The following is a 21,499-nucleotide window of genomic DNA, read 5'->3' on the forward strand; positions in this document are numbered from 1 at the left end:
GCTTGTTAAGCGCCTGCATCAAAGCGTAGTTCTGGAAGCCACCGCTCACAGCACTTGAAAGGCCGCCCAGCCCTTGGGCCTGAGCATTTGCCGCTCCGATAATGCCACCGGCCTGCGCTTGCCCCTGACCAGCTAACAGATTGCTGACATTTGTTGCCGATTGCTGCCCTGCTGCTGCTGTGCCTGCTGCTGCGGCGGCGGCTGCATCTGCGGCAGCGCCTGCTGTACCAGTTGCTGTACTACCTGCGGCACTGGCCATTGCCCCGCCTGTTGCGCTTGTTGTTGCGACTGCTGCACCTGCGGCTGCGCCTGCTCCCTCTCTTGCTGCAGCAGCATGTCCAACAACTGCTTTTGCCGATCTGCAGTCGACTCACTCGCATTCTGTGCTTGCAAGGGTGGCGCAGACAACAAGGCCGCGTACAGTAGAACTCCGATAGGTTTTTTCATGAGACCTCATGGTTAGTTGGAATAAAAAATGCAGCGGGGAACATGTCTGCTTTCCTTACACGTCTTGGCCAGAGATGCCGGCGGCTGGCCGGACACGCTGCAAGCACCCGCAGCGCGGTGCGCCCCGGATAGGCCACCTGCCGCGCCGGCTTCCCACTCTTGCCGTCCATGCAGAAAAAGGGCTGCCCGCACCGCTGTCCCGCATGTAAAAATGTATCAAATCGGCAAATTATACAATTTATTAATTATTTTTTGGAAATAATAATTTTTTTACCACAACTTAACAAGCCGCTTGTACCATCCTTCCCTGCCATGCTTTGAGTAGAACGGTAGACAGGCGGCGCGGCGCGGCCATAATGCAGACAGAGACGCCCCGCACCGCAGACCCGCCCTGGCCTTGGCCACGGCGCACGCCGGAACGAAGAGGAGAGGACATGGCAATCAAGGACTGGCCCGCCGGCGAGCGGCCGCGCGAACGCCTGATCGAGGATGGCGCGCAGTCGCTGTCGGATGCGGAATTGCTGGCCGTCTTCCTGCGCACTGGCGTGCGCGGCAAGAGCGCCGTGCAGCTGGCGCGCGACACGGTGGAGCACTTCGGTTCCCTGCGGGGCCTGTTCGGCGCCAGCCTCGTGAACTTTTCCGCCGTGCATGGCATGGGCAGCGCCAAGTTTGCCCAGCTGCAAGCGGTGCTGGAACTGGCCAGGCGCGCCATCATCGAGGACTTGCAGGCGGGCCAGGCCCTCAATTCTCCGCACGCCGTGAAAGACTATCTGCGCCTGACCCTGGGCCACCTGGCGCACGAAGCCTTCCATGTGTTGTTTTTAGACGTCAAGAACCGCCTGATCACCACCCGGGAAATGTTTCGCGGCACCCTCACCCACACCAGCGTGTATCCGCGCGAAGTGGTGAAACAGGCGCTGCTGCACAACGCGGCCAGCGTCATGCTGGCCCACAATCACCCGTCCGGCACACCCGAACCGAGCGAATCGGATTTATTGCTGACGCGCGCGCTGGTGCAAGCGTTGTCGCTGGTGGACGTGCGCATCCTCGACCATTTCGTTGTGGCCGGGCGGCAAGTGCATTCCTTCGCGGAGCACGGCCAGATCTAGGCCGGGGCCGGCCTCGACGCAGTTAACCATGTGTAAACAAGGACATACGTGATGGCGCCGAGATGCTTATCTAACAGTAAACAGCGCTGTTTACCAGTACCTTCCCCTATGAAGACGGGGAAAAGTAAGATTGTTAAATTTTTTCAATACAACATGACACAATTGTTTTTCGCAAGTCATTGATAAATCGGCTTATTTTGGATATACTCTCGTTTTTCCAATTTGGAATATCTTTAAGGAGTGCGCCATGGCACGTGTTTGCCAAGTCACTGGGAAGAAGCCGATGGTCGGCAACAATGTTTCCCATGCAAACAACAAAACCAAACGTCGTTTTTTGCCTAACTTGCAGAATCGTCGTATTTTTGTTGAATCTGAAAACCGCTGGGTCTCCCTGCGTTTGTCCAACGCCGGTCTGCGCGTCATCGATAAAGTCGGCATCGACGCCGTATTGGTCGATATGCGCGCTCGTGGCGAAAAAGTCTAATTAGCAGAATAAGGGAGCTATCATGGCAAAATCAGGCCGCGACAAAATCAAGTTAGAATCGACCGCCGGTACGGGTCACTTCTACACGACCACCAAAAACAAGCGTACGACGCCTGCGAAAATGGAGATCATGAAATTCGATCCTAAAGCACGCAAGCACGTAACGTACAAAGAAACCAAGATCAAGTAATTGATACTGTGTTCTCTGATGAAAAAGCCGCTCCAATGAGCGGTTTTTTTATTGCCCAATCGCTCAGGCCTGCAAGCAAGCCGGCCCGGCAACCTGCATCGAAGCGGGGACATATGCCGTACGTCCCCGCAGTCCGATGCTAGCGAATCTTCGTGCCCAGAATATAGCGTGGATAGAAACCGGCTGGCATGGCATAGCCGACAGGTACACCGCTTGACCTTAACAAGGTATGAAAATAGCGCTCGCCCTCCGATACCACCATGAATGCATAACCATCATAGTCCGGCCCCATTTGCGTTTCGTAGCACGCTGCCGGATTGGACGCCGGGCCATAGAATGTCAGCTTCAGGCGGAACAGGTTGGCCTTCGAATCGGGAGAAACGGAGGCAATACGCCCCTGGATCCGGCAGCCAGCCTCTGTCGTGCCGCTGATGCTGCCATCTGGTGCAATGTAACTGGCGCCGGCAGCCACGTACGTCCCGCTGATATCGGCCAGGCTCAATGCCAGCGCATTCTCAATGCTGTAAGAATCGAAGGACAAGGTCACCGTCTGGCCGCCAGCGGCGGACATGGTGCCCATGATGCGCGTTTTCGGCACGATGCTGCCAGATGCCTGAACGCCCTCAATCGACGTGGAGGTATGAACCGTGCTCTTGCTGCCAAGCTGCCACGTAGCACCGTCGCTGAGAAACTCGCCAAATACATGCACCATCTCGCTTGAAAATGGCGAGTCGGTTTGCCAGGCCGTTTCACCATTGGGCAATATCAATGCGAATTCGGGATAGTTTTTCGTCGATGGGCGCCGCCAGACACCTGCCGCGCCATCGGCCCCGGAGGCGAATGAGCCTGCATCGGGATTCGCCAGTGTCACGCCGGGATAGGATTGCCGGCCAATATAACGCGCAGCGGTCCAGGCCCCACTCGCAGCGCTATTTGGAATGCTCCAGGTTCCCGCTCCCGTCCCGTCCGGCTTGAATGCACCATGAAAAATGGCTGCCACTTGCGTACTTTCCGGCAGATGCTGATTAATACGCATATTCAGCGCGACGTTGCCAGTCTTATCCACTTCGCCGCGCAGCGCAAAGTCGCCCAGCAGCTTGCCATTGGAGATGCACATCCCTGGTGTATAGCTGCCGCCGGAAGGAGACACAAACAGGACATCGCAAAAACCGGCATTCGTCCCGGTAAATTCCAGCTTCCAGTATTCTCCATACACGCCGCCATTCGGTGCGCCGCCGACGGCCGGCGTGGTTTGATATGGCGCGTCCATCTGCGCCGTTACCTCAACAACGGCACTGCTGGCATAACGCTCGCCGGGATGATCGACGACAACGCTCAGCATATAACTTCCAGGCTTGTCCGCGACAAAGCTTGGCTTCGCCGTATTCGCCAAGCTCAACTCCGCCACGCTCGTGGCCGGCTTGCCAATAATTTTCCAGCGAAAATTCGGCACGACACCGGGTGCGGCCTGGCTGGCACTGGCATCAAGCAATACTGTCGCCCCCGTTGCGACCGCCTGCGGCAGGCCAGCATTGGCGACGGGTGCGGCCTTGAGTTCAACGAGCAGCTTTTTTATGTCAGCAACGGTTTGAGTCGATGCCAGCGCCTTGTTAATCAATCCAAGCTGAACGGGATTAAAATAAGCGCCGACCTTATCCAGCAACTTGTCGTGCGCATCCCCTCCTGCCTTGTCGGCCGCGGTGGCGGCCCTCAATGGCGCGCCTATAAAATCCTGCAAGAAGCTGATATTGAACCGGTCTTGCAGTAGCGCGGTCACATCTGCCTGTACGGCAAGCACATTGACTGCATTGATCGTATTGACCAGCGAGGCCGCATCAACATTCGGGAACAAACCAGCCACATCGCGGCCAAACAACCGTGCGCTGAGCATGTCGGTCAGTGGCGTGATATGGGCCGTTGCCGCATTGCCCGTCCCTACGACAACCGAATGCAGCCTGACGCCAGTGACGGGTGTCGTCAATTGTAAAACGCAAGGAAATTTCCCTTCGACAATCTCCATTTTATAAGTGCCATCGGGACCGCTCAGCACTTGCGCACTGCCCGTCTGGCATTTTGCATGAATCGATGCATCGACGATAGCCAGGCCGGTTGCCGCCGTACCGCTGAGCGTGAGACTGCTTTTCCCAACGGGAGGGGGATTCGGATTGCCAGGATTGGGATTCATCGGCTCTGGCGAAGAGGAACCGCCACCACATGCGGCGAGCGCCGCCAGAACGACACATCCCATTACTGCATTTCGTATCAACATTGACATGCAAACTTCCCTATTTTAATTAATTTACAAGGAAAGTATTTCATACAATTATTATCTTAGCAAACCAGCCAGGGCAAAAAAATGGCCCCGCAAGCGGAGCCATTGTTTCAAATCAACACGCGATCAAGCATAGCTGCGCAAGCGCAGTGAAAAGTCTTGCAGCGACTTGATGCCCGACGCTTCGGCGCGCGTGCACCAGTCTTGCAGCTTGTGCAGCAATTGTTCGCGCGTAAAGTGCGAACGTTCCCAGATGGCGCCCAGTTCCACGCGCATGTGGTGCATGGTTTCCAGCGCCTTGCTGTGCTGGAACAATTCCGACAGCTGCTCATGGTGCGCATCGGCCAGCTTGCCCGGTTCGCGCTGCATCAGCTTGCGCGACGATTTCAGGAAGCGCTTTTCCAGCTCGGCCTTGTGCTTCAGGTGTTCCAGCTCTTCCTTCCAGGCATGCTTGATCGATTTCGCATACTTGGCCATCACGTCGTAACGGTTGGCGATGACGGACTGCAAGGTCTCAAAGTCCGCTTCCAGCTTGCCGTGCGAGAACTTCGGTGCCGGCGCCAGCTTTTTCACCTTGGCCAGGCCCAGCATTTCCAGGGCGCGGATATATGCCCAGCCGATATCGATTTCGTACCATTTCGACGACAGCTTGGCCGAAGTCGCATAGGTATGGTGATTGTTGTGCAACTCTTCACCACCGATCAAGATGCCGAAAGGAATGATGTTGGTGGCCGCGTCCGCGCAATCGTAGTTGCGGTAGCCCCAGTAGTGGCCGATGCCGTTGATGATGCCGGCTGCCGTAATCGGGATCCACATCATCTGCACGGCCCACACGGAAATGCCGATCACGCCGAAGAGGATGAAATTGATGACGAAGAGCGACACCACACCCAGCCAGCTGTACTTGGTGTACAGGTTGCGCTCGATCCAGTCCGTCGGCGTGCCGTGGCCATATTTGGCCATGGTTTCCATGTTCTTCGATTCAGCGCGGTACAGCTCGGCGCCTTCCCAGAAGACTTTCTTGATGCCGCGCGTCACGGGGCTGTGCGGATCTTCTTCCGTATCGCACTTGGCGTGATGCTTGCGGTGGATGGCGGCCCACTCCTTGGTGACCTGGCCCGTCGTCAGCCACAGCCAGAAACGGAAGAAATGGCTGGGAATCGCATGCAATTCCAGCGCCCGGTGGGCCTGGTGGCGGTGCAGGTAAATCGTGACGCTGGCGATGGTGATATGCGTGACCACCATGGTGTATAGGAAAACTTGCCATGCGGACAAATCGGTAATGCCAGTTGCCATGAACTGCAAAACGTCGTGTAAAACGGAACTCAATGTCATTACTACTACTCCAAGTGGACAGGGCATGCGCACGGTCGCTCCAGGCACCCTGGAGGTCCGGCAGAGTTAATTTTAGGCGTGATTGTACGCCCTAATGGGTGCGGTCAGGCAAAAACGGAGGCAGGCAGCGAGGTTAAGGCTGGGTGCCGGATGGCGCGGACTCACCCTCGGCGGCGCTGGCGAGCGGTGCCGGTGGCGTACCCACAATACGCAATTCGCGTTGTGGGAAAGGAACACTGACCTTGTGTTCCTGCAAGGTGCGCCAGATGGCGCGGTTCACGTTCGACTTCACGCCGCCCGTGCCGTTTTCCGGGTCCGCGATCCAGAAACCGATCTGCAGATCCAGGCCGTCGGCGCCGAAACGCACGAGCGTGGCCGATGGCGGCTTGCTTTGCGACACGCGCGGCACTCCGGCCGTGGCCGCTTCCAGCAAGGGGAAGATGGCATCGAGGTCCGTTTCGTAACCGACCGACACGGCCGTCGACAGCCATACCATGCGATTCGTCAGCGACATGTTCTGCACGCCGCCGGAAATCAGCATTTCATTCGGCACGATGGATTCAACGCCATCGCCGCCCAGTAAGACAGTATAGCGCGTATTGATCTGCGTCACCTTGCCCGTGAACTGGCCGACGGTGATCATGTCGCCGATGGTCAGGCTGCGGTCGAGCAGGATGATGAAGCCGGAGACGAAGTTGGCGGCAATCTTTTGCAGGCCGAAACCGAGCGCCACGCCGAAGGCGCCGCCGAACACGGACAGCACCGTCAGGTCGATGCCCACCAGCGACAGGCTGACCAGCACGGACACGAGGATCAGCACGGCGCGGCCCATGCGCGACAGCACCACGCGCAGCGAGGTGTGCAGTCCCTGCATTTTCATCAGGCGCTCGTCGAGCGAGGTGCCGGCCCACATGGCCAGCACCAGCAGCACGGCCACCGAGATGGCCGCCTGCAGGATGGCCGCGACGGACACCTTGTTGCGTCCCAGCGGCACGACGATGCCTTCCAAAAATTCATGCAATTCCGGCCACAGTCCCGTGATGTACAGGGCCATGCCGGCCCACACCACCACCGTGAAGATCTTTTCCAGCAGCAACATGGTGGGGCTGACCTCGCCATGGCGGGCGAAGATGCGGCGCAGCACATAAAAGCCGAAGCGCACCAGGGCCATCGAGGTGCACAGGGGAATGGCAATGCTGAGCAGATTCACCGACTGGAACTTGGCCAGGAAGTGCTGCGCAATGCCCAGCAACATGGCCGCCAGCACGGGCGTCAAAATGCGGATGAAACTGTCCGTACGCTGCAGGGTCTCCGGGCTGGCCGGCGTGGCTGCCGCTTCGGCCCGCTTGTGCAGGAATTCGCGCAACTGCCGCACCAGCAGCCAGCTCAGGGCCAGGCAGGCGGCGATGGCCAGCGCCTGCCACAGGATGGCCGGTTGGCGGAAATCGTCGACAAAGTCGGTGATCAGGTTCAGCAGCGGGGTTTCAGTCATGGCGGAGGCGGTCCGGAAGGTGGGGCGAAGAGGTAGGGATGGGGAATGATCCCGTGCCGCCAGGCGGGCTGGCGGCAGTGCGGCCGCCGCTGCGTGCTGCAGCGGCGGCCGTGACAGGCTTACTCGGCTGGCTCAGCGTCAACGTCGTCGGCCGGTTTTTCATCGGCATAGACTTTTTTCGGCATGACCTTGCGCTCGAACACGGCGGCGAAGAAGCCGTCGGTCTGGTGCAGGTGCGGCAGCAATTTCAGGTAGTCGCCCATTTCCAGGTCGATCTTCTGCTCGGCCAGCACCTTGTGCATCGGCACGAGGGTGAAGTCGGGGTTGGCGGCCAGGAATTGCTCGGCGATCTGGTCGTTTTCTTCGTTCAGGAAGCTGCAGGTGGCGTACACCAGGCGGCCGCCGCCCTTGACCAGGCGCGCGGCGCCGGCCAGGATGGCTGCCTGCTTGGCTTGCAGTTCGACGATAGAATTCGGCTGCTGGCGCCATTTGACGTCGGGATTGCGGCGCAGGGTGCCCAGGCCGCTGCACGGGGCATCGACGAGCACGCGGTCGATCTTGCCGGCCAGGCGCTTGATCTTGGCATCGCGCTCATGCGCGATCTGCACCGGATGCACGTTCGACAGGCCGCTGCGGGCCATGCGCGGCTTGAGCTTGGCCAGACGCTTTTCCGACACGTCGAAGGCGTACAAGCGGCCCGTGTTGCGCATCAGCGCGCCCAGCGCCAGGGTCTTGCCGCCCGCGCCGGCACAGAAGTCGACCACCATTTCGCCGCGCTTGGCGCCGACGATCTGCGACAGGATCTGGCTGCCTTCATCCTGCACTTCGATGGCGCCGCTCTGGAACAGGGGCAGGTTTTGCAGCGATGGCTTCTTGATGACGCGCAAGCCCAGCGGGGCGTATGGGGTCGGCGTGCTGAGGATGGGCGCTTCGGCCAGTGCCAGCATCACGTCTTCGCGCGTGGCCTTGAGCGAATTGACGCGCAGGTCCAGCGGTGCCGGCGCGTTCAGCGCGTCGGCCAGCAGCATGGTTTCCGCTTCGCCGAACTGGGCGATCAGCTTGTCGAACAGCCATTTCGGCATGTTGGCGCGCATGTTCGGCGGCATCAGGTTGCGGTCGATCTGCTTGATGCGTTCCAGCCATTCCACTTCTTCTTCCGTCAGGCCGCCCAGCGAGTCGGCACCGACCGCTTCGGCCAGGCCGAGGATGGTCAGGCGGCGCATGGTCGGGCCATTGCCCGCTTCGGCGAAGTCCGTGAAGAAGGACTTGTTGCGCAGCACGGCATAGATGCCTTCGGCGATGGCGCCCCGTTCGCGCGAACCGAGGCGCGGATGGTCGCGGAAATAGCGCGACAGGGTGGTATCGGCCGGGGCCGTGAAACGTAAAATTTCGCGCAATACTTCTTCAGCATTGGCAAGTATCGCTGGTGGCAATCTCATTGTTATTCTTCCTGTAATATTTTATTGAGGGTCCACGCGGACCTGGCCATGCTCGACCGACAGTTTATCGTCAATGAACAGGCGGATGGCGCGCGGGTAAAGCAGATGTTCCTGTACCAGCACGCGCGCCGATAAGCTGTCTTCTGTGTCGCCCGGCAAGACGGGGACTGTCGCGCTCGCCACGGCGGGGCCATGATCGAGCTCGGCAGTCACGAAATGCACGGTCGCGCCGTGTTCCGTCACGCCCGCCTCGAGCGCCTGGCGGTGCGTCGCCATGCCCGGGAACAACGGCAGCAGCGACGGGTGGATATTGAGCATGCGCCCCGCGTAATGTTCCACGAAGGGCGGCGTGAGGATGCGCATGAAACCGGCCAGCACGACCAGGTCGGGGGCAAAGCCGTCGATCACGGCTTGCAGCGCCGCATCGAACTGTTCGCGGCTGGCAAAATCCTTGTTGGCAACGACAGCGGTCGCTATCCCGTGTTCCGCGGCAAAAACCAGTCCCTGGGCATCGGCCCGGTTACTGATGACGGCGGCAATACGGGCAGGCCATTGCTCGGCTTGCGCCGCGCGCACGACCGCTTCCATGTTGCTGCCGCGTCCGGAAATGAGGATAACGATATTTTTCATAGCGCGCATTGTACCCGCTATGACGGTGCGAATCTAGAAAGGCCAGCATTATTGTTGCGGCGCAACATGACGCCGTGGCCGCGGCGGCCGTCGCGGCATGCGGCTCGCCACGCTGGCGTAGCGCTGATTTGACACTAGCGCAAAGAGAGTAAGTACACTAGCGCAAAGAGAGTAAGTATTTACTCGAACGAATAGAAGACGCGGAACGGGACTTTTTTCTCGGCCCAGTAGTCGGCCGCGTCGCGGAACACGTCCAGCAGGATCTCGCGCGCTTCCTTGTCAAACTTTTGCGTATTGGGCAATTGCTCCAGCACCACCAGGAAGCCCGTCTGCGGACCGGCCTTGAACATGGTGTCCGTCAGGCACAGGCGCAGCGCATCGAAGTTCTTCGCCAGATTTTTCGGAAACAGGAATGCTTCTGCAATAATGCCGATGACTTGTTGTTTGGTCTGCCCAGCGTTGCAATGCGCATATAAAAAGTGCTGCCCGAGACGGATCGCCTCGTCTTGTAATTCGGTCACGCGAAAGGCACGGATGGACTGGACAAGGTTGGGCGGCACGGTTAGTAACAAACTCATTTTTCCCTCAAATCGACCTGTTATGTATGGATCTGTTCTAATTGCTCGTCTTATTGCATCCCCGCACGCGGGTCAATGCGCACGCGGTGATTCGATCTGTATCAACTTTTATGCGATTCAGTGCGATTTTATATAAGCCATACGCGTATTAGGGTAACGTGTTGTCCTGCATGAATCAACCCGAATATGATGTCAAACGCAAGATTTGTTACAAACCGCTGGTTTCAAGTCACTTCAACATCTTGTATCGATTGAAAGTGCATGTTACAGACTGTGGGGCAAGGGGCTTGGGCTGTTACATTTTGTTGCCACGCGAAACACAAGTATCGGCCCCGCGGGATTACTATAGCCCCAAGTTGTAAAAAATACCCTGAAAGATTCTCTACATAACGAGGTTAGAAATGAACTTGCAAGCCAAATTGATGATGTCAGCCCTTTGTATCGGTGCTTTGCCACTCGCCCAGGCCGCCGACTTTGAAGATTTCGGCAAGGTCGTGCGCGTCGTGCCACAAGTGGAACAGATCAATCGTCCACGCCAGGAATGCCGTACGGAATACGTGCAGGTTCAGGCACCGCCGCAACAGCGCAGCGCGGGCGGCTCCATCGTCGGCGGTATCGCCGGTGCCCTGCTGGGCAGCCAGGTGGGCGGCGGCAATGGCCGCACGGCTGCCGCGGCTGCCGGTGCGATCGCCGGTGCCGTCGTGGGCGACCGCGTCGACAACCAGAACAACTACCAGGGCGGCGTGCAGGAACAGGCCGTCAAGCAGTGCCGTCAGGTCGACCACTGGGAAAGCCGCAACACGGGCTACCAGGTCACCTACGACTACCGCGGCCGCAACTACACGAGCATCATGTCCTACGACCCGGGCGAACGCATCCGTCTGCGCGTGTCCATCGAGCCTGCTCAACAGTAAGGCCTGACATAAGCTGCTGCGCGTCGGCATAGGCAGCCTGCGATGCTCACCGTACTGGAGTACGGTTGCGCTTCTCGGCCACCTCTGCCTTCCGCTCGCGACGCTTCTGTCAAGCGTTGTTACTCAGTACTAAAAATGCCGGCCCCATGTCTTTCTCATGGGGCCGCCATTTTTTATGGCGCCCCGGCACGGGCTATAATGCGGCACACTTTCAGGCCGCCTTATGCTTATCAAACGAAAATCCATCGAACAAGTCGAATCCTCGCGCCCGGCGCGCAAGCCCCGCTACGCCCCCGTCACCCTGTCGGAGATGGATGGCGTGCGCTATCTGCATTTCGGCACGGAATGGGTGCAGGGCGCCATGCGCATCCGCAAGCCGGACTGGCCGGAACTGGAATACGCGCAGCAGATGATGGCGTGGATGCTGTGGATCGAACAGCCGCAGCGCCTCGCCCAGCTGGGCCTGGGCACGGCCGCGCTGACCAAGTTCTGCTACCGCCAGTTCCCGCAGGCGCAGGTCGAAGCCATCGAGCTGAACCCGTCCGTCATCGCCATCTGCGCCTCGATGTTCAAGCTGCCACCCAACGACGAGCGCCTGCACGTGCGCGAAATGGATGCGCTCGACTACGTCAACGACGACGCCAACCACGGCACCCTGGACGCCCTGCAGGTGGACCTGTACGACGCCACGGCGCGCGGCCCCGTGCTCGACAGCGCCGAATTCTATGCCGCCTGCTGCGCCTGCCTGGCGCCGCACGGCATCATGACGGTGAATCTGTTCGGCGACCACCCCAGCTACGCAAAAAACATCAAGGCGATGAAGTTTGCGTTTGAACAGGTGATCTGCCTGCCGGAAGTGCATGATGGGAACGTGGTGGCGATCGCCTTCAAGAGCAAGGTGACGCTCGATGCCGAGGCGCAAGCGGCCCTGCTTGAGCGCGCCAAGCAGATCGTCGCCGACACCAAGCTGCCCGCCAAGAGCTGGGTCAAGGGCATCGTCAGCACCCTGTAACCGCCGGCAAGGCCGGCGCCCGGAAAGGCACCGGCCATGCCCGTCTCCCCTCCTGCCGACACGCCGCTGGCACTGCCGCAACTGCTGGCCTGGCTGCAGGAAGACGGCCTGCTCGACGCCGCGCAGGCGGACGCCCTGCGGCGCCAGGCCGCCCTGCAGCCGATACCCGCCCTGCATCCGCTGTGCCACGTTGCCCACGGCACCCTCACGCTCGACGCCCTGTGCGCCTGGCTGGCGCAACGTGCCGGCCTGCCGTACGTGCGCATCGATCCCCTGCACATCGATTTCAGCCAGGTGGCCGACGTCATGACGGCCGGCTATGCGGCCCGCTTCAACATCCTGCCCGTGGAATGCACGCCAGAACGCATCGTCATCGCCACGGCCCAGCCGTATGCGCTGGCGTGGCAGGCGGAACTGGGCACGGTGGCGCCGCGCAAGCTGAGCCTGGCCATCGCCAATCCCGTGCACATCGCCGATGCCATCGCGCAATTTTTCAGCCTCGCCAGTGCCGTCAAGGTGGCGAAACTGGCGTCCACGCAAGACCTGGCGCTGCGCCAGAATGTCGAGCAGCTGGTGGAGCTGGGACGCGGCAAGGCTAGCCTGGACGCCAACGACCAGCACGTCGTGCGCATCGTCGACTGGCTGTGGCAGTACGCGTTTGCCCAGCGCGCCTCCGACATCCACCTGGAACCGAAGCGCGATGCGGGCCTCGTGCGCCTGCGCATCGACGGCATGCTGCACCAGGCCTACCACGTGCCGCCCGTGGTCCTGCTGGCCATGACGGCGCGCATCAAGCTGCTCGGGCGCATGGACGTGGTGGAAAAGCGCCGCCCGCAGGATGGCCGCATCAAGACGCGCAATGCGCAGGGCCAGGAAATCGAGCTGCGCCTGTCGACCTTGCCCACGGCCTTCGGCGAAAAGCTCGTCATGCGCATCTTCGACCCGGAAGTCGCCATCCGCAGCCTGGCGGAGCTGGGCTTTCCGCCCGCCGATGCGCTGCGCTGGAAGCAGCTGACGGCGCGCACGCACGGCATCGTGCTGGTGACAGGGCCCACCGGCTCGGGCAAGACCACCACCCTGTACAGCACCCTGAAGGCGCTGGCCGGCAGCACCGTCAATGTATGCACGGTGGAAGACCCCATCGAAATGGTGGAACCGGCCTTCAACCAGATGCAGGTGCAGACGCAGGCCGGCCTCGAACTGTCGTTCGCCGATGGCGTGCGGGCGCTGATGCGGCAGGACCCCGACATCATCATGGTGGGCGAGATCCGCGACCTGGCGACGGCCGAGATGGCCATCCAGGCGGCGCTGACGGGCCACCTGGTGCTGTCGACCCTGCACACCAACGACGCCCCGTCTTCCGTCATGCGCCTGCTGGAACTGGGCGTGCCCGCCTACCTGCTGGAAGCGTGCCTGGCGGGCGTGCTGGCGCAGCGCCTGCTGCGCTGCCTGTGCCCCGACTGCAAGCAGCCGGACGGCGCGCCGGGCGAGGCGCAATGGCAGGACGTGGCCGGCGGCCAGCTGGCCCGGCCTGACCAGGTCTATCGCCCCGTCGGCTGCCCCCTGTGCCGGCACAGCGGCTACCGGGGCCGGGCCGGCATCTACGAACTGCTGGGCGTAACGGAAGCGTTCGGCCAGCTGATCCGCGCCGACGCCGACGTGCACGCACTGCGCCGCCAGAGCCTCCTCGACGGCATGACGCCGCTGCGCCTCGCGGGCGCGCGCAAGGTCATCGACGGCACGACCAGCATCGAAGAAGTGCTCAAGCTCACGGCCGCCCTGCATTGAGGCATATTCATTTTCGTGCAGGAATGCTTTGCATTCTTTTTCAACTGATATATAATGCGGCCTCTTTCGGGTCGTTAGCTCAGCTGGTAGAGCAGCGGACTTTTAATCCGTTGGTCGCAGGTTCGAATCCCGCACGGCCTACCACGAATGCGCAGTACTAAAAAGCCAATCCTCCGGGATTGGCTTTTTTCGCTTCCAGCCCCCGGTTATACTGGCGCTTCATCCCGCCCGCCCTGAAAGCAACGCATGCAACTTGCCGCCGCCCTCCTCCTGGCCACCGCCTGCCTGTCCGCCCAGGCGCAGACACCCATCGTGCTCGACGGCCAGTACAGCGTGCGCACAGATGAAATGAGCGTGCAGATCATCGGCGAGCGCGTCTGCTTCGCGCCCGACAAGGCGCAGTGGGGCCGCCTGCCCCGTCCGGCGGCCGCGCACGATGCGTGGTTCTGCTTTGCCAACGACGGCCAGGCGCGCCGCCTGCTGCGCGTGCCCGCGCGCCAGGCCGACAATTGCGGCTGGCAGGCACGCGCCCGCATCGTCATCGATAGCTATCAACCCTATGGGGAACAGGGCGACGGCAACGACATGGCGCGCCTGGCCTCCGTCATCAAGGTGGCGCAGCCGAATGCCATCGCCTGCGAATAAACACTAGCCCAGTTCGTATTCCTGCAGATAACGGGCAAACAGTTCCCCATCGGCCAGCGGGCATGCAAACCCCGCGCCCCAGTCGGCCAGCAGCAACTGTTCCTTCAGGGGCAGCAGCAACAGCTGCGGCATGCCATCGCTGCACCACAGGTCGCACACGATGCCCTTGTCGTCCAGACCGGCAAACAGGGTTTCCGTGCTGGCGCCGCCAAAGGCCAGCACATTCTTGCATTCCACGCGGTAACTGCCGTAGCCCGTGTAGACGGCGTCGTAGGGCGGCAAGACTTCGGCCAGCGCCAGGCGCAGCTGCTGCGCCGTCATGCCCAGCGCGGCCAGCGGCGACGGCTGCGCCTCGATCACATACATGTCCGTCCAGCCGGCGCCGCTGCGATGCGCATCGGCGAACGCCTGCTGTTCGCCCATCTGGCTCAGACAGTGCTGCAAGTTATCCAATGGCAGCAGTTCAATCATGCAAAAATCATCTTCGTGATAATAGGCCTCTCTCATGGCTCAGTTCCCCAGCAAATCTTGCAGCTGTGCATTGCGCCGCGCCGTCAGCAGGGCAGCCCAGGTGTCGCCGGTGACGGACGGATAGCGCGCGGCGCCAAAATTCACCCAGGCATCGCGGTATGCCAGCCACAGGCGCTGCGTGGCGCGGATGCCATCCTTGTCCACGGCGCCCGCATAGGTCTCGGCCGGCTTTTTCATGAGCTTGCCGTACAGGGCGTTGAGTTCCTTGTCCAGCGCCGCCGCCTGCGCCTTGCTCATGCCGGCAGGCAGCTTGCCCGCCTCGTATGCACGCACATCCTGCGCCAGCAGGTCGAGCTCGGCCGTGCGGGCAGCGATGCTCAGGGCGGCGCGTGCCGTGCCGCTCAAGTCCGTCTCATGGGCCGCGCGGGCGTCGGCAAACTTGCCGGCCGCCGCCTGCAGCTTCTGCAGCGCTGCCTGCGCCACGGCCGGCATGGCTGCACTGACTTTTTCCGTCGCCTGCGCCCGCACGCGCTGTTTCTGGCGTGCATCGATGGCGCTGCACACGCCCATCATGTAGCCGCTGGTGATGTCGTCGCACAGGTCGATCTGGCCGCGCCCGCTGGCATTGATCTGCTGCAAATGTTCGATGCGGCCCTGCATTTCGGCCGGCGCCGCGTCGATGCTGCACGCGTATTTCAGCGCCAGCTGCGGGTCCTTCTGCACGCCCTGCCCGTTCTGGTACAGCATCATCAGCACGGCGCCGTTCTGCGTGGCCATCGCGCAATGACGCACGGGACGCCAGTCGGCGGGCTTGGGCGAGGACATACTCTTGGTATCGTAATACAGGTCCGTCGCCTGGCACTGCTGCAAGGAAGCAACAGCCGATGGCGCGGGCAGGTCGGCCGGCGGCGGCGCCGCATCCTTGACCTTCAGGCAACTGGCATACCAGGCCGTGCTTTCCGCGTGGCCCACGCCCATGGCGCTCGTATTCGGGTAGGGCACGGGCGTGGCCGCGAAGCCGGGGGCGGTCAGCAGCGCGCCCGTCCCCAGCAAGAGCGTTTTCAATAAGGATAGACTAATTTTCATGGTGGACCGGCGCCAGCGTGAGTAAAGCGGCAAGTTTAACTGATCAGGCATGCCCCACCCGCCCGTCAGGCGTGCGGCGGCCCGGTAAGTAACGGTCCATGGCCTTGGCAGCAGAGGAAACGATGGGCAATAATGTTGCTCGCAGTACTCTTTTTTCAATTCTCCGGACCACGCCCATGACCTCACCCCGTCTTCGCCGTTCCCTCGGCTCGCTGCTGATCGCAGCGGCCTGCGCTTCGCTGGCCCACGCCGCCGATACGGCCGCCGCCGCACCTGTTGCCGCTACGCAAGCTGTCACCAAACACGCCATCACGCATGAAGACGTGTGGCTGATGAAACGCGTGGGCGCGCCCGTCGCCAGCCCGGACGGAAAGTGGGCCGTGTTTTCCGTTGTCGACAGCGCCTACGACAACAAGGACCAATGGTCGGACCTGTGGATCAAGTCGCTGCTTGATGACAGCCCCGCGCGCCGCCTGACCTATTCCAAGGGCGGCGAAGGCGCCGTCGCCTGGTCGCCGGACAGCCGCCAGCTGGTGTTCGTCGCCAAGCGCGACGGCGACGACGCAGGCCAGATCTACCGCCTCGATGTGGCCAATGGCGGCGAAGCGCAGCGCCTGACGTCGCTGACCCTCGGTGCGCGCATGCCGAAATGGAGCCCGGACGGCAAGCAGTTGCTCTTCATCAGCGACATCTATCCAGGCAACAAGACGGAAGCCGACGTCAAGCAGAGCGCGAAAGAGCGCAAGGAGCGCAAGTACAGCGCCCGCTCGTATGAAACGACGGCGCCCCGCTACTTCGACAAGTGGCTGACCGACAAGCAGGTGCGCCTGTTCGTCATCGATGCGCAGCCTGAGGCCAAGGGTGAGAACACAGCGCGCGACATCTTGTCGGGCACGCAACTGGTGACCCTGCCGGGCTTTGGCGGCGGCCAGGGCGACGAGGGACAATCGCTGGACGCCATCTGGACGCCCGATGGCAAGGCCGTCGTCTTCAACGCGGCCACCAACCGCGACGCGGCGCAGCGCGAAGCCGTGTATTCGCAGCTGTATCTGCTGCCCGTGGCGGGCGGCGAAGCGCAGCGTTTGACGCAGGACAAGTCCAGCTATGGCAGCCTGAAATTCGCCGCCGACGGCAAGACCCTGTTCGCCTTGAGCGACGCGCAGACGCCAGGCAAGGTGTATGACGTGAAACGCCTGGCCAGCTTTGCCTGGCCCATGAGCAAGCCGGCGCCTACCATCCTGACGGCCAAGCTGGACCGTTCGATTTCCCGCTACGTGCTGCCCGATGACGGCAAGCGCGTCATCTTCAGCTATGAACATGCGGGCCTGGAAAAGCTGTACTCGATCGACGCCAGGGGCGGCGACGTGCGCGACGAGCCCTCCTTGCCGACCGGCAGCATCGGCTCGCTGAGCAGCGGCGGCAAGTCGCTCGTGGGCGTGTGGGAATCGTCCATCAACCCGCCGGAAATCTATGCCTTCAACGGCAAGCAGCCGAAGCGCCTGACGGCCTTCAACACGGACAAGGCAAGCAAGATCGACTGGCAGGCGCCCGAGCACTTCTGGTTCACGACGGCCGATGGCCGCCAGATCCACAACATGCTGGTGAAACCCGCCAACTTCGACCCGAACAAGAAATACCCCCTGTTTACCGTCATCCACGGCGGCGCGGCCAGCATGTGGCGCGACCAGTTCGTGCTGCGCTGGAACTATCATTTGCTGGCCAAGCCCGGCTATGTCGTGCTGCTGACGGACTACAAGGGTTCCACCGGCTACGGCGAGGAGTTCGCGCGCTCCATCCAGTTCGACCCGCTGAAAGGCCCGGGCGACGAGATCAACCAGGGCGTCGATGAAGCCATCAAGAAATACCCATTCATCGACAGCACGAAACTGGCCGCCGGCGGCGCCAGCTATGGCGGCCACCTGGCCAACTGGCTGCAAGCGACCACCACGCGCTACAAGGCCATCGTCTCGCACGCGGGCGAAATGGACTTGATCATGCAGTGGGGTACCAGCGATGGCGGCTTCGGCCGTGAAACGAATGCAGGCGGCCCCGTCTGGTCGAACCTGCCCGTGTGGCGCGACCAGAGCCCCGTCATGCAAGCGGGCAACCACGAAAAAGGCACGGGTTTCACGACGCCTATCCTCATCACCGTGGGCGAGCTCGACTACCGAGTGCCGGCCAACAATGCGCTGATGAACTTTGCTGTTCAGCAACGCCTGAACGTGCCGGCCAAACTGCTGGTCTTCCCGGATGAAAACCACTGGATCCTGAAGGGCGAGAACAGCCGCTTCTTCTATAGCGAAGTGGAAGGCTGGCTGGCCAAATACCTGAAATAAGAACGGCACGGAACAGTCCATGGCGGCGTTGCATTGCCGACGGCAGTACGAATCGCACGACCGGCAATGCGCCTTGCCCTGAACGTGTTCTGAGGCGTTCTTGAAAAAAAGAAAAAGCCAGGCTCCGCTCACGCGGGCCTGGCTTTTTTCATGCGGGCTGGACAGCGGCCACGGCCGCTTTCTGGCGCTGTATCGCCAGCACCATCAGCGCGGCCACGAGGCAGGCGGCACCGGCCGCGAACAGGGCCGGGTTGTAGGTCAGCATCAGGGTGCGGATGCGGCCCGCGCCATACGCGGCCACGGCGGCGCCCAGCTGGTGGCCCGCGAAGATCCAGCCGAAGACCATGCCTGCCCGCTCCTTGCCGAAGGTGGCGCCCACCAGTTTCACCGTCGGCGGCACGGTGGCGATCCAGTCCAGGCCGTAGAACATGGCGAACAGGGACAGGCCGTACAGGGTGAATTCCGAATACGGCAGCCAGAACAGCGACAGCCCCCGCAAACCGTAGTACCAGAACAGCAGCTTGCGGTTGTCATAGCGGTCCGACAGCCAGCCCGACAATATCGTGCCGAACAGGTCGAAGGCGCCCATCATGGCCAGCACGGAGGCGGCCGGCACGGCGGACAGGCCCGAATCGCCGCACAGGGAAATGAAATGCGTCTGGATCAGGCCATTGGTGCTGAGGCCGCAGATGAAAAACGTGCCGAACAGTATCCAGAAGGTGCGGTTGGCCGCCACGCTTCGCAGGATCAGGAAAGGCGTGGCAAACGTCATCCTGGCTGCGGGAGGCGCGCTCAAGGGCGTGGCCGGGTCGGCGCCATACGGGCGCAAGGCCACGTCCTGCGGCCGGTTGCGCATGCACAGGAAGGCCAGCACGGCGACGATGGCGCAGCTGGCAAAGACGGGCATGACGGCCGTGCGCCAGCCGTAGTGCTCGATCAGCCAGGCGCCCACGGGCAGGAACAGCAGCTGGCCCGTGGCCGAGCTGGCCGTCAGCACGCCCACCACCAGGCCCCGGTGCGTCTCGAACCAGCGGTTGGCCACCACGGCACTGAGCACCAGCGCCGTCATGCCCGAGCCCAGACCCAGCAAAATGCCCCACAGGGCCACCAGCTGCCAGAACTGCGTCATGCGCGTGGCCAGCAGCATGCCGGTGGCGATCAGCCCCAGGGCCACGCAGATGATATTGCGCAAGCCGAAGCGTTCCATGAGGATGGCGGCAAACGGCCCCATCAGGCCGAACAGCACGAAGCGCACGGCCAGGGCCGAAGAAATCTGTTCGGCATCCCAGCCGAACTCGCGGCTCAGCGGCTGCATCAGCGCCCCTGGCAAGCCCAGGGCGGCGGACGAGGTTAATGCCGTGAGGAAAGTGATGGCGACGACGACCCAGGCGAAGTGGATGCCGCGGCGCTCCAGCCATTGGGCGAAGGGATAGGAAAGCATGCTGTCCTCATGAGAAAAAGTGGATGCCGCCAGGCGGCCACGCCATGCGGATGGCGCAGCGGCTGCGGCGGGTTTTCCCCATGTTATATTATGATCGTCATTTATACAATCAAAAAAAACCGGCGCCACGTCGCACTGCGCGGCGCCGGTCAGGTCCCGCTCCCGGCTGCACCGTGTGTAAATCGGGCTCAGCCACGGCGCGACCGGAATGCATCCCACCGGGATGCATTCCCCCGGCCGGCCCGGCCCCGTGGGTTACTTCACCTTCAAGCCATTCTTCACGTCCGTCACGCCTTCCACGCCCCGCGCCAGGTCGCCCGCCTTCTTCACTTCGGTTTGCGATGGCACGAAACCGCTGAGCATGACGACGCCGTTCACCGTTTCCACGTGCACATCGAGCGCTTTCAGCGTGGAATCCTTGACGAGGTCGGCCTTGATCTTGGTGGTGATGACGGAGTCGGACATGGCCGTCTTGGTGCTGCTGGCCGCATTGCGCGTCACGCAGGCGGCCTTGGCCGTCGCATCCATGGCATCGCAGTTTTCCTTCATCGCGGCAGGCGGATTCTGCGCCACATTGGTGCCGGCCCGCGCGCCCGTGCTCGCATCGGCCAGGGCGGCCGTTTTCGCCGCCTTGGCATCGTTCATGCACGTGGTTTTATCGGCGCCCGTGCGGTCGCCGCACTTGGCCTTGGCCAGGTCGTACTCGGCATTGGCCACGTCCTTGCGCGCCTTGGACAGTTCGCGCGGCGTGTTGCGGTACTGGGCCACGGCATCGGAATCGGCCTTGGCGCGCACCACCCTGGCCTCTTCCACGCAGACTTTCTTCGCGTTGCCGCTCTGGCTGTCGCAGGCGGCCTTGGCCTGCTTGTAATCGGCGGACGCCTTGTCCGTCAAGCTCTTGTACGAGGCATCCTGCGCCTGCGCGGGCGTGGCGGCAAGCAGGGCGCTGGCACTGGCGGCCAGCACGAGTGCGATCATTTTGTTCATGATGGTTCCTCTCTGGTTAGTTGATGCCCAGATTAGACCCCTGCCGGACGCAAAGCTCCGTGCGACAGCACACGCTGACCGGCCATCCACGGGGAAATTCATGGTTTATTTGTCGCTGCTCAAGCCCTGCCGCCACAATACTTGCGCCTGTTCAAATGGGGACCCAGGCCCATCGAACACTGCCCCATCGTCCGCCAGCGCCAGCCATGCCTGCGTGGCATGCGAACCGCCCTGTGCCGCGTCGCCGGCGCGCACGCCGCGCATCCACGCCAGCACATCCTGGTACTGCCCGGGGTGGCGCCCATGCATCCACGCCAGCGCCACCAGGTCCGCATAGGCTTCCTCGCGGCGCGTCTCGCGCAGCTCCTGTTCCAGCTGTGCCAGCTTGCCCTGCTGACGGCCCGACGGCAGGCCTTGCCGCTCGACAAAGCCGCGCGGCAAGGCATGCCAGTCGCCTTGCGCATAGCGCTGGCAATGCCCGATTTCATGCGCCGTCATCGCCTCGATCATGGCATCCTGGCGCGCGGGCGCCACGCCATGCAAGACACTCTGCGCCTGGGCATTGCCGCGCAGCGACAGCACCAGCTTGCAGCGCCCCGCTTCGTAGCCCAGCGCCAGCGGCACGGCGCCGGGCGCATCCTGGGGCTGGACGATGATATCGATCGGCAAACCTTGCGCACGCGCAAACGCGATGACGGGCTGGCCCGCCTGCAGCCAGCGGCTTTCCAGGTCGGTCAGATTCGAGGCAGCCACGGCGGACAAAGGGGACAAGGCGATGAGCAAGTTCATCAATAAGAGCGGTTTCAGCATGGGATAGGCGGGAGGCAAGGACGGCAACCACTG

General features: G+C 61.9%; 20 protein-coding genes and 1 tRNA gene. 9 read left to right on the plus strand and 12 right to left on the minus strand.

Annotated elements, in window-relative coordinates; all coding sequences use genetic code 11:
• Positions 1–132: 132 nt before the first annotated feature.
• Positions 133–447, minus strand: a complete 315-nt coding sequence (locus tag EBS11_RS22240; protein WP_290606498.1) for a hypothetical protein — start codon at positions 445–447, stop codon at positions 133–135.
• 434 nt (positions 448–881) lie between these two features.
• Here EBS11_RS22240 and radC point away from each other — a divergent pair, with 434 nt between their 5' ends.
• The 3 genes from radC (at position 882) to rpmG (ending at position 2,230) form a co-directional block, all read left to right on the plus strand.
• The gene (radC, locus tag EBS11_RS22245) at positions 882–1,556 is read left to right on the plus strand and encodes a DNA repair protein RadC (protein ID WP_290606500.1); all 675 of its coding nucleotides are present in this window, start codon (positions 882–884) and stop codon (positions 1,554–1,556) included.
• Positions 1,557–1,803: 247 nt separating this feature from the next.
• Positions 1,804–2,040 carry a 50S ribosomal protein L28 gene (gene rpmB / locus EBS11_RS22250; RefSeq protein WP_010400928.1) on the plus strand — a complete coding sequence of 79 codons (237 nt, stop codon included), beginning with the start codon at positions 1,804–1,806 and terminating at the stop codon, positions 2,038–2,040.
• Positions 2,041–2,062: 22 nt separating this feature from the next.
• Positions 2,063–2,230, plus strand: a complete 168-nt coding sequence (gene rpmG, locus EBS11_RS22255) for a 50S ribosomal protein L33 (RefSeq protein ID WP_010400929.1) — start codon at positions 2,063–2,065, stop codon at positions 2,228–2,230.
• Between the two features lie 139 nt (positions 2,231–2,369).
• On the opposite strand, the gene EBS11_RS22260 is transcribed toward rpmG, so the two are convergent.
• The 6 genes from EBS11_RS22260 to EBS11_RS22285 all read right to left on the minus strand — a co-directional run bounded on the left by EBS11_RS22260 (position 2,370) and on the right by EBS11_RS22285 (position 9,976).
• Complete coding sequence (locus EBS11_RS22260) at positions 2,370–4,505, minus strand: hypothetical protein (RefSeq protein ID WP_290606506.1); 2,136 nt, start codon at positions 4,503–4,505, stop codon at positions 2,370–2,372.
• A gap of 123 nt (positions 4,506–4,628) precedes the next feature.
• Positions 4,629–5,837 carry a fatty acid desaturase gene (locus EBS11_RS22265; RefSeq protein WP_152283335.1) on the minus strand — a complete coding sequence of 403 codons (1,209 nt, stop codon included), beginning with the start codon at positions 5,835–5,837 and terminating at the stop codon, positions 4,629–4,631.
• Positions 5,838–5,970: 133 nt separating this feature from the next.
• Complete coding sequence (locus EBS11_RS22270) at positions 5,971–7,329, minus strand: mechanosensitive ion channel domain-containing protein (RefSeq protein ID WP_290606510.1); 1,359 nt, start codon at positions 7,327–7,329, stop codon at positions 5,971–5,973.
• A 119-nt stretch (positions 7,330–7,448) separates the two neighbouring features.
• Complete coding sequence (locus EBS11_RS22275) at positions 7,449–8,768, minus strand: RsmB/NOP family class I SAM-dependent RNA methyltransferase (RefSeq protein WP_290606512.1); 1,320 nt, start codon at positions 8,766–8,768, stop codon at positions 7,449–7,451.
• Between the two features lie 21 nt (positions 8,769–8,789).
• Complete coding sequence (purN, locus tag EBS11_RS22280) at positions 8,790–9,398, minus strand: phosphoribosylglycinamide formyltransferase (RefSeq protein WP_290606514.1); 609 nt, start codon at positions 9,396–9,398, stop codon at positions 8,790–8,792.
• A 179-nt stretch (positions 9,399–9,577) separates the two neighbouring features.
• On the minus strand, positions 9,578–9,976 hold the full coding sequence (locus EBS11_RS22285; protein ID WP_086146799.1) for a barstar family protein: 399 nt from the start codon (positions 9,974–9,976) through the stop codon (positions 9,578–9,580).
• Positions 9,977–10,377: 401 nt separating this feature from the next.
• Here EBS11_RS22285 and EBS11_RS22290 point away from each other — a divergent pair, with 401 nt between their 5' ends.
• The 5 genes from EBS11_RS22290 to EBS11_RS22310 all read left to right on the plus strand — a co-directional run bounded on the left by EBS11_RS22290 (position 10,378) and on the right by EBS11_RS22310 (position 14,335).
• A complete protein-coding gene (locus tag EBS11_RS22290; RefSeq protein WP_076568209.1) occupies positions 10,378–10,890 on the plus strand; it encodes a glycine zipper 2TM domain-containing protein in 513 nt (170 codons plus the stop codon).
• A gap of 223 nt (positions 10,891–11,113) precedes the next feature.
• A complete protein-coding gene (locus tag EBS11_RS22295) occupies positions 11,114–11,902 on the plus strand; it encodes a spermidine synthase (protein ID WP_290606519.1) in 789 nt (262 codons plus the stop codon).
• A gap of 36 nt (positions 11,903–11,938) precedes the next feature.
• The gene (locus tag EBS11_RS22300; protein ID WP_290606521.1) at positions 11,939–13,690 is read left to right on the plus strand and encodes a type II/IV secretion system protein; all 1,752 of its coding nucleotides are present in this window, start codon (positions 11,939–11,941) and stop codon (positions 13,688–13,690) included.
• Positions 13,691–13,758: 68 nt separating this feature from the next.
• A tRNA-Lys gene (locus EBS11_RS22305) sits at positions 13,759–13,834 on the plus strand.
• 102 nt (positions 13,835–13,936) lie between these two features.
• Positions 13,937–14,335: a hypothetical protein gene (locus tag EBS11_RS22310; RefSeq protein WP_290606523.1), complete on the plus strand. Its 399-nt coding sequence runs from the start codon at positions 13,937–13,939 to the stop codon at positions 14,333–14,335.
• Between the two features lie 3 nt (positions 14,336–14,338).
• Here the strand turns inward: EBS11_RS22310 and EBS11_RS22315 are convergent, their stop codons facing one another.
• Both EBS11_RS22315 and EBS11_RS22320 read right to left on the minus strand, forming a co-directional pair.
• Positions 14,339–14,806, minus strand: a complete 468-nt coding sequence (locus tag EBS11_RS22315; protein ID WP_290606525.1) for a hypothetical protein — start codon at positions 14,804–14,806, stop codon at positions 14,339–14,341.
• 39 nt (positions 14,807–14,845) lie between these two features.
• Positions 14,846–15,892, minus strand: a complete 1,047-nt coding sequence (locus EBS11_RS22320) for a lysozyme inhibitor LprI family protein (RefSeq protein ID WP_290606526.1) — start codon at positions 15,890–15,892, stop codon at positions 14,846–14,848.
• Positions 15,893–16,068: 176 nt separating this feature from the next.
• Between EBS11_RS22320 and EBS11_RS22325 the strand changes: the two genes are divergently transcribed.
• Entirely contained in the window at positions 16,069–18,228 is a 2,160-nt protein-coding gene (locus EBS11_RS22325; RefSeq protein WP_290606528.1) for a S9 family peptidase, read from the plus strand.
• Between the two features lie 148 nt (positions 18,229–18,376).
• On the opposite strand, the gene EBS11_RS22330 is transcribed toward EBS11_RS22325, so the two are convergent.
• The 3 genes from EBS11_RS22330 to EBS11_RS22340 all read right to left on the minus strand — a co-directional run bounded on the left by EBS11_RS22330 (position 18,377) and on the right by EBS11_RS22340 (position 21,466).
• On the minus strand, positions 18,377–19,669 hold the full coding sequence (locus tag EBS11_RS22330; RefSeq protein WP_290606530.1) for an MFS transporter: 1,293 nt from the start codon (positions 19,667–19,669) through the stop codon (positions 18,377–18,379).
• Positions 19,670–19,924: 255 nt separating this feature from the next.
• Complete coding sequence (locus EBS11_RS22335) at positions 19,925–20,656, minus strand: BON domain-containing protein (RefSeq protein ID WP_290606532.1); 732 nt, start codon at positions 20,654–20,656, stop codon at positions 19,925–19,927.
• A 105-nt stretch (positions 20,657–20,761) separates the two neighbouring features.
• Positions 20,762–21,466 carry a hypothetical protein gene (locus EBS11_RS22340; protein ID WP_290606534.1) on the minus strand — a complete coding sequence of 235 codons (705 nt, stop codon included), beginning with the start codon at positions 21,464–21,466 and terminating at the stop codon, positions 20,762–20,764.
• Between the last annotated feature and the right edge of the window lie 33 nt (positions 21,467–21,499).

The sequence above is a fragment of the Janthinobacterium sp. genome (genome assembly GCF_009923995.1).
Taxonomy (GTDB): Bacteria; Pseudomonadota; Gammaproteobacteria; order Burkholderiales; family Burkholderiaceae_D; genus Janthinobacterium.

Coding starts and splice junctions, on each gene's coding strand:
- EBS11_RS22335 (WP_290606532.1), bottom strand. CDS start 20,656: ATGAACAAAATGATCGCACTCGTGCTGGCCGCCAGTGCCAGCGCCCTG.
- EBS11_RS22325 (WP_290606528.1), top strand. CDS start 16,069: ATGACCTCACCCCGTCTTCGCCGTTCCCTCGGCTCGCTGCTGATCGCA.
- EBS11_RS22320 (WP_290606526.1), bottom strand. CDS start 15,892: ATGAAAATTAGTCTATCCTTATTGAAAACGCTCTTGCTGGGGACGGGC.
- EBS11_RS22240 (WP_290606498.1), bottom strand. CDS start 447: ATGAAAAAACCTATCGGAGTTCTACTGTACGCGGCCTTGTTGTCTGCG.
- rpmB (WP_010400928.1), top strand. CDS start 1,804: ATGGCACGTGTTTGCCAAGTCACTGGGAAGAAGCCGATGGTCGGCAAC.
- radC (WP_290606500.1), top strand. CDS start 882: ATGGCAATCAAGGACTGGCCCGCCGGCGAGCGGCCGCGCGAACGCCTG.
- EBS11_RS22260 (WP_290606506.1), bottom strand. CDS start 4,505: ATGTCAATGTTGATACGAAATGCAGTAATGGGATGTGTCGTTCTGGCG.
- rpmG (WP_010400929.1), top strand. CDS start 2,063: ATGGCAAAATCAGGCCGCGACAAAATCAAGTTAGAATCGACCGCCGGT.
- EBS11_RS22295 (WP_290606519.1), top strand. CDS start 11,114: ATGCTTATCAAACGAAAATCCATCGAACAAGTCGAATCCTCGCGCCCG.
- purN (WP_290606514.1), bottom strand. CDS start 9,398: ATGAAAAATATCGTTATCCTCATTTCCGGACGCGGCAGCAACATGGAA.
- EBS11_RS22285 (WP_086146799.1), bottom strand. CDS start 9,976: ATGAGTTTGTTACTAACCGTGCCGCCCAACCTTGTCCAGTCCATCCGT.
- EBS11_RS22300 (WP_290606521.1), top strand. CDS start 11,939: ATGCCCGTCTCCCCTCCTGCCGACACGCCGCTGGCACTGCCGCAACTG.
- EBS11_RS22315 (WP_290606525.1), bottom strand. CDS start 14,806: ATGATTGAACTGCTGCCATTGGATAACTTGCAGCACTGTCTGAGCCAG.
- EBS11_RS22330 (WP_290606530.1), bottom strand. CDS start 19,669: ATGCTTTCCTATCCCTTCGCCCAATGGCTGGAGCGCCGCGGCATCCAC.
- EBS11_RS22275 (WP_290606512.1), bottom strand. CDS start 8,768: ATGAGATTGCCACCAGCGATACTTGCCAATGCTGAAGAAGTATTGCGC.
- EBS11_RS22340 (WP_290606534.1), bottom strand. CDS start 21,466: ATGCTGAAACCGCTCTTATTGATGAACTTGCTCATCGCCTTGTCCCCT.
- EBS11_RS22310 (WP_290606523.1), top strand. CDS start 13,937: ATGCAACTTGCCGCCGCCCTCCTCCTGGCCACCGCCTGCCTGTCCGCC.
- EBS11_RS22270 (WP_290606510.1), bottom strand. CDS start 7,329: ATGACTGAAACCCCGCTGCTGAACCTGATCACCGACTTTGTCGACGAT.
- EBS11_RS22265 (WP_152283335.1), bottom strand. CDS start 5,837: ATGACATTGAGTTCCGTTTTACACGACGTTTTGCAGTTCATGGCAACT.
- EBS11_RS22290 (WP_076568209.1), top strand. CDS start 10,378: ATGAACTTGCAAGCCAAATTGATGATGTCAGCCCTTTGTATCGGTGCT.